The sequence below is a fragment of the Flavihumibacter sp. UBA7668 genome (genome assembly GCF_002483205.1).
Taxonomy (GTDB): domain Bacteria; phylum Bacteroidota; class Bacteroidia; order Chitinophagales; family Chitinophagaceae; genus Flavihumibacter.
In genome coordinates, this window is the sequence record NZ_DLHM01000007.1 from 1203782 (window position 1) to 1216892 (window position 13111).

Sequence of the window (13111 nt, forward strand, 5' to 3'; positions counted from 1 at the left end):
GTGTATTTTTAACACATTATTGCTTTGCCATGAGAAAGACTGCTTACCTGTTCTTGCTGCTGTTATCTGTTTGCCGGATTCAGGCACAAATCGTCACAAATCCATTTTTCCCCACCGATGATAAAGGGGTTCATATAATTTTTGATGCCTCCAAAGGCAATCAGGGATTGCTAAATTATTCAGGTGATATTTATATCCATACCGGAGTAATAACGGATAAGAGTACCAACAGCGGCGACTGGAAATATGTTACCACCACCTGGAATACCAATGATGTTGCCGCGCGTATGGTAAAAGGTTCCGGTACAACCTATTCCTTTACTATTCCCAATATTCGAAGCTATTACAATGTACCGGCGGGAGAGAAAATTCTAAAAATTGCGATGGTCTTCCGGTCTTATAATCCATCGGGAAATGCGTTGGAAGGAAAAAATTCGGATCTGAGTGTGGATCAGGGCAATATTTATTGGGATGTGTATCCAGCAGGGACTGCTGCCGTGCGATATACCAAACCTGCATTTGAACCAAGATTCAAACCATTTTTACTACCACAAAATCTGACAGTTGGTTCCACTATTGAAATTGAAGCAAGGAGCACGATTTACCAAAAGCTGGCAATCACCCGGAATGGAGCCCCGCTGGCTACTGAAAATAATGATACGATCATAAATTTTACGGCCACCATCCCTTCTGCCGGTGAACATGTTTTTATTGTTACCAATCCGGATAATCCAAGCATTCTGTCGGATACATTTCGTGTTTATGTAGCACTTCCAACAACAGAAGCTCCCTTACCGGCAGGTTTGAAGGAAGGCATCAATTATGAAGCCGGGGGTATAGCAGCAACACTGGTATTAAAAGCACCGGGGAAAACGAGGGTCAATTTATTGGGTGATTTCAATAACTGGGAAGAATCACTCGCCTACCAGATGAATAAAACCCCGGATGGCAATCATTTCTGGTTACGGATAACGGGATTGAATCCCAGTACGGAATACGCGTATCAATACCTGGTGGATGGCACTTTAAAAATCGGCGACCCCTATTGTGAAAAAATACTAGATCCATGGAATGATCCGTTTATTTCTGCTGCAACTTATCCTAACCTAAAGGCCTACCCGACGGGAAAAACGACCGGAATAGTAAGTGTGTTACAAACCAATGCGCCCGGTTATACCTGGCAGGTACCCAGTTTCCAACGGCCGGCAAAAGAGAAGCTGGTAATCTATGAAGTATTGCTGCGTGATTTTGTGGAGAAGCATGACTGGACAACCCTTAAAGATTCGATCGGTTATTTCAAAAATCTGGGTGTAAATGCATTGCATCTGATGCCGTTTAATGAATTTGAGGGCAATAGTAGCTGGGGGTATAATCCTTCTTATTATTTCGCTCCCGATAAATACTACGGACCGAAAAATACACTGAAAGCGTTTATTGATGAGTGTCATAAAAACGGAATTGCTGTGGTCATGGACATGGTATTGAATCATTCATTTGGACAATCACCCATGGTTCAATTGTATTTTGATGCGGTCAATAATCGTCCGGCGGCCAATAATCCCTGGTTTAATCCGGTTGCCAAACATGCTTTTAATGTTGGCTATGATATGAACCATGAAGCAGTTGCGTCCAAGAAATTCTTCAGTGATGTTTGTTCTTTCTGGTTGCAGGAGTACAAGCTGGATGGCTTCCGTTTTGATTTGTCAAAAGGCTTTACCCAAACCAAAACCTGCGATGATTCGGGGGGCAATTGTGATGTAAACGGATGGAGTTCCTATGACGCCAGCAGGGTAGCCATCTGGAAAGCCTATTATGATACGCTTCAGCTGAAAGCTCCCGGTTCCTATGTAATACTTGAACACCTGGGATCTAATAATGAAGAAAATGAATTGTCAAATTATGGTATGATGCTTTGGGGAAATATGAATTATAATTTTACCGAAGCAGCCAAGGGGCAGATCAGCAATTCCAATTTCAGTGGGGCACTTCATACTGTTCGTAACTGGCAAAAGCCACACCTGATCAGTTATATGGAAAGCCATGATGAAGAACGTTCCATGGTTAAATGCAAAAATGAAGGCGCCAGTATTGCTGGGTACAATATCCGTGAGGAATCCATCGCGCTAAAAAGAAATGAACTGGCTGCCAGTTTTTTACTGGCTATACCCGGACCAAAGCTCATCTGGCAGTTTGGAGAGTTGGGCTATGATTTAAGTATCAATTACTGTCCGGATGGCACGGTTAATAATAATTGCCGTACAGATCCCAAGCCGATTCGATGGAATTACTACCAGAATGCCGGCAGGGTTCAGTTGAGAAATGTGTACAAAACCATGTTGGAACTTCGGAATAATCAATATTTCGAACGATTGTTTATAGCGGGTGAAGTTCAGCATGATCTGGTAAATGCGGTTAAGTGGCTGCGATTAACCAGTGATAGTTCAAAAATTGTAGTGGTTGGAAATTTCGGTACCAATCAGGCTCCGGTTCAGATCTCCTTTCCTCAGGCGGGTATCTGGTTTGAATTATTCACAGGTGAACCTTTTGCAGCCACCGGTAACGCACAAAGCATAAATTTGCCGGCGGGAGGATACAAGGTTTTCCTTAACAGGAATCTGAATGGTAGCCCTCCAACTCCGGTTCGGGACATAGAAACAACGGATATTTTCCGTTTGAGGATGATGCCCAATCCGGTTCAGGTAAGTTCAATAATCCGTTATGAATTGCCGGAAGCCGGGAAGGTTCAGTTCACATTGATGGATATGAATGGCCGGTCGATAGGAATTATTCCGGTTGGCAACAGGGCTATAGGCGCACATCAAACTCGTCTTGATCCGGCGCTCGTAGGTAGTTTGCAAAAAGGTATTTATCTTTTGCAATTACAGGTCAATGATAAACGAAAGATAATAAAACTGCTGGTGCAGTAAAAACAACAACATGAAACAGATTTCGAGGTTCAGTCATTTTGGAGAATTAAGTGATAAGGATTATTTCCGGATAGCGTTGTCTGTGGATTGTGTAATCTTTGGTTTCGAGGATGGAGAACTGAAGGTTTTGGTTATTAAATGTAATATCAAGGAATATAAGGGCATGTGGTCTTTATTGGGAGATTTGGTGAAGCCCGATGAAGATATCAATTCGGCCTCCTATCGGATTTTGAAGGAAAGAACCGGACTGGATGACGTGTACCTCGAACAGGTTCATACATTTGGTAAAGTGAATCGCCACCCTGCCGGAAGGGTAATAACCACAGCGTATTTTTCACTGGTAAATATCAAGGATCATCAGTTGAAATTATCGGATAATGAATTGCATTGGCATCCGGTAAAAGACATTGCAGAAATGGCGTTTGACCATAAAAGTATTCTTGATACCTGTCTGGATCGACTGCGTGAAAAAGTGGATGATCAGCCGGTTGTATTTAATCTGCTACCCAAGAAATTCTCTCTTCGTGAATTGCAAAGTGTATATGAAGCAGTTTTGAATTGCGAATTGGATCGCCGGAATTTCCGCAAAAAATTCTTCATGATGGACTGGCTGGTGGATCTTAATGAACTGGAGGAAGATGTGCCCCACCGTCCGGGTAAACTATACAAATTCAACGCTGCGAAATTTGCCAAAAAAGCAAAAAAAATCTCCTGAGCAGCCACTTGTTTTTCCTTCTTAATGACTGGATAAATTGATTTACACAGGTTTATGCCCTGCGTCAGGAAATCATGTGTAGTCTTTGGTTTCAGCGTAAAAAAAATCTTTAACAAATGTTAAATTCTAGAAATTTTATTTCTATGTTTGTGTACTTTTTACACATTTTTAATATGTAGAAAGTACACAAAGCCGGCTTAACGATTTCTTTATTATAAAAAACGCAACACGCACGATTATGTCATTGAAACGTCTGCTTAAGATTGCCTTGCCGTTATTGTTTCTTACACTACTGCAGCAGGGCGTTCATGCACAAACCAAAACAATCTCCGGAAAGGTTACAGACAGAAAGGACGGTACACCAATTGTGGGTGCTTCTGTACTGGTAAAAGGATCCAGTACCGGAGTTCAAACAGCTAGTGACGGTTCATTCAGTATTACCGTTTCGGAATCAGCCAGAGTGCTGGTTATATCCTCCGTAGGATTTGCCAGTCAGGAAATTTCAACTGCTGCTTCCAGTTTCAACATTTCATTGGGACCCGATAATGCTGCATTGGGAGAAGTGGTTGTGGTTGCCTATGGAACCAGAAAAAAATCAGATTTAACCGGTGCTGTAACATCTGTAACAGCCAAAGAATTCCAGAAGGGAGTGATCAACTCACCGGAGCAATTGCTAACTGGTAAAGTGGCAGGTTTACAGGTAACCACCGGTGGGGGGTCAGCAGGTGGAGGAAGCAGGATCCGGATTCGTGGTGGTGCGTCTCTTAACTCAAGTAATGATCCACTGATTGTAGTAGACGGAGTTCCCCTCGATGGTGGTGGTGTAAGTGGTTCCGCGAATATTCTGAATACCATCAATCCGAATGATATCGAATCAATGAACGTATTGAAAGATGCAGCAGCTACCGCATTGTATGGTTCCCGCGCTTCCAATGGTGTGTTGATCATTACTACAAAAAAAGGCACCAGCGGAAAGCCAAAATTTAATTTCAATTCTACATTATCACTTGGTCAGCTAACAGATCAGGTAGATGTATTGTCTGCAAGTGAAATCAGAAACCTGATTCAGGAAGAAGGCAATGAATCTTTTCTCAACTTGCTGGGGTCAGCCAATACCAACTGGCAGGATGAAATCTTTCAGGATGCAATTGGATTCGATAACAATTTCAACGTAAGCGGTTCATTGGGAAAAAAATTGCCTTACCGTTTATCGGTGGGTTATCTGAATCAGGAAGGAACCTTAAAAACAAATGAATTTGATCGCTTTTCTACGGCGCTTAATCTTAATCCTAAATTTTTTGATGATCATCTGACTTTAAATGTTGCAGTGAAAACAGCAAGTACCTCCAATCGTTTTGCGGATGAAGGTGCAATTGGTGCAGCTGTAACATTTGATCCAACACAGCCGGTATACAGTGGAAAGCAGGAGTGGGGTGGTTATTACGAATGGCTGCAATCCGATGATTTACCGATTAATCTGGCAACCCGGAATCCGGTTTCCTTACTGAACCTGAGGGATAATCGCTCCAATGTTTTTCGTTTTATCGGAAACGTACAGGCGGATTACAAACTTCATTTTCTTCCCGATTTACATGTATTGGTAAACCTGGGGGTGGAGTACAATGAAGGAGAAGGTCGTGATATATTTGATAAACGTTCTGCTACCAATTTCCGCACCAACGGACGGGTATCTCAATACCAGCAGATGAAACGCAACCAGCTCGCTGATTTCTCCTTGTTTTATACAAAAGATCTGACTTCCATCAATAGTAAATTTGATGTATTGGTGGGTCATAGCTACCAGGATTTCCTCATTAAGAATTATAATTTCTCCGCTTTTGGTCAGGATGGAAGACTGATTCCGGGTTCTACTCCGAATTTTCCATTTGATGAGCCAAGGTATCGCCTGGAATCTTACCTGGGGCGGTTAAACTATACACTGGCAAATAAATACTTGTTGACCGCTTCCATTCGTCGGGATGCGAGTTCTAAATTTTCTCCTGATACCAGGGTGGGATATTTCCCTGCAGTTGCACTGGCCTGGAGAATGAATGAAGAATTCTTTAGCAGCAGCAATACAGTTAGTGATTTAAAACTTCGTTTAAGCTGGGGTGTTACCGGGCAACAGGATATCGGTGATTTTTATTCTTATCTGCCAAGATATACTGCCAGTACACAAACCGCACAATACCAGTTTGGAAATACCTTTTATTCGTATTTACGTCCGGCTGGCTATGATCCCAATATCAAATGGGAAACTACCACCACTGCGAATATTGGATTGGACTTTGGGTTCTTTGGTAACCGAATCTCAGGTAGTATCGATGTATATCAGAAGAAAACAGAAGACCTGTTGAGTACCGTGCCGGTAGCCCCTGGTTCGAACTTTGTAAATCAATTGACAACTAACGTAGGGAATATTGAAAACAAAGGAGTTGAATTTGTATTAAACACAGTACCGGTTCGTACCAATAACCTAACCTGGGATCTTGGATTCAATGTGACGTTTCAGGATGTAAAAATCACGAATCTTTTAAAACAGGAGGATGCCTCCTTTACCGGAATTGATGTGCTCGGCATTCAGGGAGGTACAGGTAATACAATAGCCAAACATGTGGTAGGCTATCGTCCCTATACTTATTTTGTTTACAAGCAGATTTATGATCCGGCAACCAATAAACCGATTGAAGGATTATACGAAGATCTCAATCGGGATGGAACGATCAATCAATCGGATCGATATCTCTACAAGCAGGGTGCACCTGATTTTCTTTTTGGGATTAACACACAGGTCAATTATAAGCGGTTTATGGTTGGATTGGCAGGCCATGGAACAACAGGAAACTACCTGTACAATAACCTGAATTCAGAACGCGCCGCCTTCCGGAATGTACAGAACCCGATCAATTTTATACAGAATACCACCCGTAGTTATTATAATACCGGCTTCTTTAATAACCAATACCTGTCGGATCATTACATTGAGAATGCGTCCTTTTTCCGGTTGGATAATATAAACCTCGGTTACACTGTAGGGCAGGTATTTCAGGGAAGAGCCAATATGCGTCTTGGGGTTAGTATCCAGAATGTTTTCATCATAACGAAGTATTCCGGACTTGATCCTGAACTCGCAAATGATGGAGTGGATAATACCATTTATCCTCGTCCGCGTATTTACTCATTGGGTATGAACCTCGATTTTTAATCAACAATTGTTTGCAGTATGAAAAATTTGATCAAATCAAAATTTGCGATAGTGGTGTTGGGCGCAACATTGTTGGGCTCCTGCGCTAAAAAACTGGATTTATTTCCAACCAACGATTTAACACCTCAAACGGCTTATGCCACACCCGAAGGATATAAAGCCGTACTTGCCAAGATTTATGGTGGAATGGCTACAACAGGTAATGCTGGTCCGGCTGGACAATCAGATATCCAGGGACTGGATGAAGGATCGCAATCACCGTTTATCCGTGGATTTTTTAACTGTCAGGAATTACCGACAGATGAGGCGGTGGTTGCCTGGAATGACCAGACCATTCAGGATTTTCATGCATTAAGATGGAATGCTGGTGATCCATTTATTTTAGGAATGTATGCCCGTCCGGTTTATAATATCACGATCTCTAATGAGTACTTACGGGAAGCAACAGACGAAAATATAGCAGCACGTGGAATCACCGGAACTGCTGCTTCAGAAATTGCCGGCACCCGTGCAGAAGTTCGGTTCCTTCGTGCTTTTAATTATTGGGTAATGCTGGACCTGTTTGGTAAGTCCACTTTTGTTACTGAAGTGGACCGGATCGGAACAGCCCTTCCACGGGAAATTTCAAGAGCGGATTTGTTTGCATACATCGAAACCGAATTGAAAGCGATTGAGACGGAATTGGGGGCAGCCAGATCCATTGAATATGGTCGGGTTGATCAGGGAGCTGCCTGGGCCTTACTTGCAAGATTATACCTGAATGCGGAAGTTTATACAGGAACTCCCCGATATACAGATGCATTGACTTATGCTAAAAAAGTTATTGATGCCGGCTATGAATTGCATCCGAATTATCGGGAAGTATTTATGGCAGACAATGATAAGGCTGCAAGTGAGTTTATGTATGTTATCAATTGTGATGGTTTGAGAACGCAGAGTTTTGGTAATACCACCTTTTTTATACATGCTGCTTCCGGTGATAATTTCGCAGAATATGGGACCAATGGTGGCTGGTACGGCTATCGCGCTACAACAGCATTGGCCAATAAGTTTGCGGATCAATCCGGTAATACGGATCAGCGGGCTATGTTTTCCAATCTTGCCAATGGAACCATTAATGCATTGAGTGATTTTGCTCAGGGTGTATGGGTTCGCAAGTATGTTAATATCCGGTCAGATGGTCAGCCGGTGAGTGATGTGAATAAAGAGTTTGCAGATATCGATTTTCCTGTTTTTCGGTTGTCAGAAATGATTCTGATTTATGCAGAAGCCCATTTGCGTGGCGGTGGGGGAGACCTTTCTACCGCACTGGCGCAGATGAACCGGATACGCTTTCGTGCCTATGGACAGAGTTATGGTCCGAATGATGTGGGACGGTTGATTTCAGCTGATTTAACTATACAGAATATTCTGGATGAGCGTGCGCGGGAATTGTATTGGGAAGGTCATCGCCGTACAGATTTGATTCGCTATGGACAGCTTACAACCGGTGCCTATTTATGGCCCTGGAAAGGAGGGGTTTCATCCGGTTCAGCAGTTGATGAAAAATATAATCTATTCCCCATTCCTGCTACGAATCGAACAGCCAATCCGAATCTTGGTCAGAATACCGGTTATTAATCAAAGCAAAAAATTAGTGATATGAAACGCTTATCAATATTTTTTCTTTTTATAATTCTTTTAGGCACATTAATGTCCTGTGAGAAAGAAGAAAATAGAATTTATCTGGAACAAAATGAAGTGCCTGTGTTAAGTGCAAGTACCTTAACGCCGGCATTGAATGCGGCGGACTCCCTGAAGGAGGCCATAAAATTCAGTTGGACAAATCCTGAATTCAGATTTACGACAGGGGTCAATTCACAGGATGTAAATTATATTCTTGAAATTGATACTGCGGGAGCAAATTTTACTGGTACTGATAAAGTATCATTGGGTATCAACAGAGAATTAACCCGCTCATTCCAGGTTCGTGAACTGAACGATTTTATATTGAATACACTGAAGATGGCAAATAGTGTGGAGCATAGTCTGGAAGCCAGGGTCAAAGCTTCAATTGGCACATCGGCTGCTTCTGCGTTCTCCAATAATATTTCGTTTAAAGCTACACCATATGCAATTCCTCCAAAGGTCACACCTCCGGCAACCGGACGGTTGTTTATCGTTGGAAATGCTACGCCTGCAGGCTGGAACAATCCGGTACCGGAAGCTACAAATGAGTTCACAAAAATAAGTGAAACATTGTATGAGCTTACCATAAGCCTGGTAGGAGGTGGAAACTACCTGCTGCTACCAACCAACGGTGACTGGACAAAATATGCTGTTACGGAAAATAGTATTGCAGGGCTTTCTGAGGGCGGTGATTTTATTTACAATAGCGGCGAAGATTTCCCTGGTCCGGCTGCTGCTGGTACATATAAAATTACGGTGGATTTTCAACGGGGAAAATTTACTGTTATCAAGCAGTAAGTAGTGTAACCATTAAAGAAATAAATCATGAACAACATAATAAAATTAATAAGCAGTCTATTGCTTGGTGCAATGCTGCTGATTGGATGCGATAAAGCAGATGATCTTCCATATTATGAAAACGGAATAGAGCCGTCGATTACTGTTTCGGCGAATACAATAGCTCCGGTACCATCTGATTCGCTGGAAACGGGCTTGGTGGTTAATTGGACCAATCCCGGTTATGCAGCTGATACAGCCGGATTTAAATATGTTATTGAAATTGATCAGGTTGGTAATAATTTTTCTAAAGCAAATCAGCGGGTATTGACAGGGGCTTTATCAACCAGTTATCTCAACAAAGAACTCAATACATTCTTATTGGACAGAGGCTTTGAATTTAATACGCCCTATGATATGGAATTGCGGGTGATTTCTTCCTATCCGAATAATAATGAGCGTCGGTTTTCGAATGTTTTGCCTATTCGAATGACACCTTACAAAGTACCTCCTAAAGTTGCGCTTCCTGAAAGCGGCCGGTTGTTTTTGGTTGGTAGTGCAACACAGGGCGACTGGACGAATCCGGTTTCGGTGCCAACTCAGGAGTTTTCGCGCATTTCAGAAACAGTATTTGCGGGAGTTTTTGATTTGAAAGCGAATGGGGAGTACCTGGTATTGCCTATGAACGGACTTTGGGATCAAAAATATTCTGTTGCAAATAAGGGCCTGAGTGGCTTATCGGCAGGTGGAGATTTTGGATTTGGGTTGAATGACAATATACCCGGACCAGCAACAGCCGGACTATATAAAATTGAATTGGATTTTCAGTCGGGCAAGTTTGTAGTAACCCCATTTGCGGATGCAGAATTGCCTTCCGCTTTGTTTATGGTTGGCAATGCTACTCCGGGACAATGGAATAATCCGGTACCTGTTCCGAGCCAGCAGTTTACCCGGTTAAATTCCGTAGAGTATGAACTCACGCTAGAACTCAATGGGAATTCGGAGTATCTTTTATTGCCTGAAAATGGTAACTGGAATAAAAAATATGCTGTTGCCAATAATACATTACCCGGATTGCGGGAGGGTGGTGTAATGGGGTTCAACCTTGCCTCCAATATACCTGGTCCCGTTAATTCCGGCACTTACAAAATCAAGGTGAATTTTGCAACCCACAGTTATTTGGTAACTCCACTTTAGGTGTCAAAAAGGTATCAGACACATGTTAGGACAATGTTCTAACATGTGTCTGATACCTCTCTCTGATGTGTAAGGATAAACCCGATTATTTCTTCCAGCGTAAAATCTATCCTGCTGAGGGCATCCTGGATTTCCTCTCGGTTTACCTGAGCGGCGAAGGAGGGAGTCTTCAGTTTTTTGAGTACTGATTTCACATCCATCCCTTCGTATTGAGTGGGACGGATCAATGCAGCGGCATGAATGAACCCTGAAAGTTCATCAAACACATAGATCATTTTCTCCATTGTTGTTTCCGGCTCCACACCAAAATGACGCGGACCATGACAGGCAATGGTTCGAATGATGGTTGGATCCACCTGTCGGTTCTCCAGTTCTTCTATTATACGGCTACAGTGCTGATCAGGATATTTCTCCCAATCCGCATCATGTAGTACACCTGCCAGCCACCATTTGTGTGCTTCTGATACGGGCAACCCTTCTTTTTCCAACGCCCAGGATTTCATAACTGCGCCAACCTGCAGCATATGCAGGCGAAGTCGTTCATTTGGTACCCATTCATTAAGTAAAGCCAATGCTTCCGCTTCGGAAAGTACCCGATCTGCATGTGCCGGATTGCCAAAACTTGACCGGCCAAGGTTCAAATCTGCCATCTATAAAAATTTAGTGTAAAAATGTTTATTGATAATCAATTGGTTACAAATGCATGATTAAAATTAGTGATGAAATTTGTTGGTAAAATGCATCGCTTCCGCCTACCTTTGCGCTCCGAATTATTTCATCATTCCAGTTACCGGGATGGCGGTAACGGACTAAATTAAGTTTAAATGAGCAAATTACATTTCACCACCAAGCATGCGAACGAGGCTACAGTACAGCGTAACTGGTACGTTGTAGATGGTACCAATCAAACCGTAGGACGCATGTGTGCCAGAATCGCGGCCGTACTTCGTGGTAAGAACAAAGCGTATTACACTCCTCATGTTGATTGTGGAGATTTCATCGTCGTTATCAATGCCGACAAAATTCAGTTCACTGGTCAGAAGCTGGATCAGAAAGTGTACGAAAATTTCAGTGGTTATCCAGGTGGACGTAAAGAAGAGGTTGCAAAAGATCTGTTGAAACGTCGTCCGGAAGTGATTATCGAGCGTGCTGTAAAAGGTATGTTGCCGAAAAATCGCCTTGGCCGCAAAATGTACAAGAAGTTGTTTGTATATGCCGGTGATAGCCACCCGCACACTGCACAGCAACCGAAAGAACTGAAATTTTAATCACCAATCATTATCTCAAATTCCGAATAGATGGAAAAGCAAAAAAACGGATTAGGCCGTCGTAAGGAAGCTGTGACACGTGTGTTCCTCAGCAAAGGCGAAGGTAAAATCACTATAAACAACAAGGATTACAAAGTATATTTTCCCCTGGTTTACTTGCAAAATCAGGTAGAAGCTCCGTTGAAGGCAATCGAAGCCCTCGACAAGTTTGACATCGTAATTAATGCTACCGGTGGTGGTGTTAAAGGTCAGGCTGAAGCTGCCAAACTGGGTATTGCCCGTGCATTGCTCGAGGTAAATGCTGAATTCCGTCCAACCCTGAAGGCTGGTGGTTACTTAACCCGCGATCCCCGTGGTGTTGAACGTAAAAAACCAGGACGTAAGAAAGCCCGTAGAAGCTACCAGTTCAGCAAACGTTAATCTGTCTGCTTCAACCTTCAAACAAAAATTAAAAAGACTACGATGGAAAATAATACATCCTTACAACAGCAACTTCTTGATGCAGGTGTACATTTCGGTCACCTGAAGAAGAAGTGGAATCCAAAAATGTTGCCTTATATCTTCGCTGAGAAGAAAGGTATTCATATCATCGACCTGAACAAAACAACTGAAAGTCTGCAGGAAGCAGCAGCTGCCCTTAAGCAGATTGCTCGCAGCGGAAAGAAAGTAATGTTCGTAGGCACCAAGAAACAGGCGAAAGAAATCGCTACGCAGTGCGCACAGCGTGTAAACATGCCCTACGTAACCGAGCGTTGGTTAGGTGGTATGCTGACCAACTTCAACACGGTTCGTAAGAGCGTGAAGAAGATGCAGAGCATCGAAAAAATGCTGGGTGATGGTACCTTGGATAATATCACTAAAAAAGAGCGTTTAACGCTGACCCGCGATAAAGAGAAAATGGAAAAAGTGTTGGGTGGTATCGCTCAACTGGGACGTGTTCCTGCTGCTTTGTTCATTATTGATATCGGTCACGAGCATATTGCACTGGCTGAAGCCAAGCGCCTGGGTGTAACAACCTTCGGTATGGTGGATACCAACTGTGATCCGAATAAAGTTGATTTCCCGATTCCTGCGAATGATGACGCAACCAAGTCGATCGCAATCATCGTTGAATACATTACTGCTGCAATTGCTGAAGGTCTTGCTGAAAGACAGGAAGCGAAAGATTCTGATGTGGAAGACAGCAATGATGAAAACGAAAAGCGTGCTGCACGTCTGGAAGCTGAAGCGCAGGCAGAAGCTGGTCGCGGTGGCCGTACTCGTGGAACAAACGCACCTAAGCGTCGTGTTCCAAACAGCCCTAAGCGGACTGGAGCGAGATAATTAATACTGGTCAATAAGTGAATGAGTGAAT

The 13111-nt window shown here is 42.9% G+C and carries 10 protein-coding genes; 9 read left to right on the forward strand and 1 reads right to left on the reverse strand.

The features are described from left to right. Positions 1 to 29: 29 nt before the first annotated feature. The 6 genes from B2746_RS22520 (at position 30) to B2746_RS22545 (ending at position 10489) form a co-directional block, all read left to right on the forward strand. Positions 30 to 2927: an alpha-amylase family glycosyl hydrolase gene (locus tag B2746_RS22520; protein ID WP_290799366.1), complete on the forward strand. Its 2898-nt coding sequence runs from the start codon at positions 30 to 32 to the stop codon at positions 2925 to 2927. Between the two features lie 10 nt (positions 2928 to 2937). Further along, positions 2938 to 3642: an NUDIX hydrolase gene (locus B2746_RS22525; RefSeq protein ID WP_290799368.1), complete on the forward strand. Its 705-nt coding sequence runs from the start codon at positions 2938 to 2940 to the stop codon at positions 3640 to 3642. A gap of 238 nt (positions 3643 to 3880) precedes the next feature. Further along, positions 3881 to 6847 carry a SusC/RagA family TonB-linked outer membrane protein gene (locus tag B2746_RS22530; RefSeq protein WP_290799370.1) on the forward strand — a complete coding sequence of 989 codons (2967 nt, stop codon included), beginning with the start codon at positions 3881 to 3883 and terminating at the stop codon, positions 6845 to 6847. An 18-nt stretch (positions 6848 to 6865) separates the two neighbouring features. Then, a complete protein-coding gene (locus tag B2746_RS22535; RefSeq protein ID WP_290799372.1) occupies positions 6866 to 8467 on the forward strand; it encodes a RagB/SusD family nutrient uptake outer membrane protein in 1602 nt (533 codons plus the stop codon). Positions 8468 to 8488: 21 nt separating this feature from the next. Beyond that, positions 8489 to 9313, forward strand: coding sequence for a SusE domain-containing protein (locus tag B2746_RS22540; protein ID WP_290799374.1), 825 nt, complete (start codon positions 8489 to 8491; stop codon positions 9311 to 9313). A 27-nt stretch (positions 9314 to 9340) separates the two neighbouring features. Beyond that, positions 9341 to 10489: a SusE domain-containing protein gene (locus B2746_RS22545; protein ID WP_290799376.1), complete on the forward strand. Its 1149-nt coding sequence runs from the start codon at positions 9341 to 9343 to the stop codon at positions 10487 to 10489. A 38-nt stretch (positions 10490 to 10527) separates the two neighbouring features. Here the strand turns inward: B2746_RS22545 and B2746_RS22550 are convergent, their stop codons facing one another. Further along, complete coding sequence (locus tag B2746_RS22550; RefSeq protein WP_290799378.1) at positions 10528 to 11139, reverse strand: hydrolase; 612 nt, start codon at positions 11137 to 11139, stop codon at positions 10528 to 10530. A 174-nt stretch (positions 11140 to 11313) separates the two neighbouring features. On the opposite strand from B2746_RS22550, the gene rplM reads away from it, so the two are divergent. The 3 genes from rplM to rpsB are packed head-to-tail and all read left to right on the forward strand — an operon-like array spanning position 11314 to position 13080. Then, positions 11314 to 11757: a 50S ribosomal protein L13 gene (gene rplM, locus B2746_RS22555; protein WP_290799380.1), complete on the forward strand. Its 444-nt coding sequence runs from the start codon at positions 11314 to 11316 to the stop codon at positions 11755 to 11757. A 30-nt stretch (positions 11758 to 11787) separates the two neighbouring features. Beyond that, positions 11788 to 12177 (forward strand): 30S ribosomal protein S9, encoded by a 390-nt coding sequence (rpsI, locus tag B2746_RS22560; RefSeq protein WP_290799382.1) that lies wholly within the window; start codon positions 11788 to 11790, stop codon positions 12175 to 12177. A 42-nt stretch (positions 12178 to 12219) separates the two neighbouring features. Beyond that, positions 12220 to 13080 (forward strand): 30S ribosomal protein S2, encoded by an 861-nt coding sequence (gene rpsB / locus B2746_RS22565; RefSeq protein WP_290799383.1) that lies wholly within the window; start codon positions 12220 to 12222, stop codon positions 13078 to 13080. Positions 13081 to 13111: the final 31 nt, after the last annotated feature.

Excerpts from the sequence above, each read along its gene's own strand:
- B2746_RS22520 (WP_290799366.1), top strand. The coding sequence starts at position 30 with ATGAGAAAGACTGCTTACCTGTTCTTGCTGCTGTTATCTGTTTGCCGG.
- B2746_RS22525 (WP_290799368.1), top strand. The coding sequence starts at position 2,938 with ATGAAACAGATTTCGAGGTTCAGTCATTTTGGAGAATTAAGTGATAAG.
- B2746_RS22530 (WP_290799370.1), top strand. The coding sequence starts at position 3,881 with ATGTCATTGAAACGTCTGCTTAAGATTGCCTTGCCGTTATTGTTTCTT.
- B2746_RS22535 (WP_290799372.1), top strand. The coding sequence starts at position 6,866 with ATGAAAAATTTGATCAAATCAAAATTTGCGATAGTGGTGTTGGGCGCA.
- B2746_RS22540 (WP_290799374.1), top strand. The coding sequence starts at position 8,489 with ATGAAACGCTTATCAATATTTTTTCTTTTTATAATTCTTTTAGGCACA.
- B2746_RS22545 (WP_290799376.1), top strand. The coding sequence starts at position 9,341 with ATGAACAACATAATAAAATTAATAAGCAGTCTATTGCTTGGTGCAATG.
- B2746_RS22550 (WP_290799378.1), bottom strand. The coding sequence starts at position 11,139 with ATGGCAGATTTGAACCTTGGCCGGTCAAGTTTTGGCAATCCGGCACAT.
- rplM (WP_290799380.1), top strand. The coding sequence starts at position 11,314 with ATGAGCAAATTACATTTCACCACCAAGCATGCGAACGAGGCTACAGTA.
- rpsI (WP_290799382.1), top strand. The coding sequence starts at position 11,788 with ATGGAAAAGCAAAAAAACGGATTAGGCCGTCGTAAGGAAGCTGTGACA.
- rpsB (WP_290799383.1), top strand. The coding sequence starts at position 12,220 with ATGGAAAATAATACATCCTTACAACAGCAACTTCTTGATGCAGGTGTA.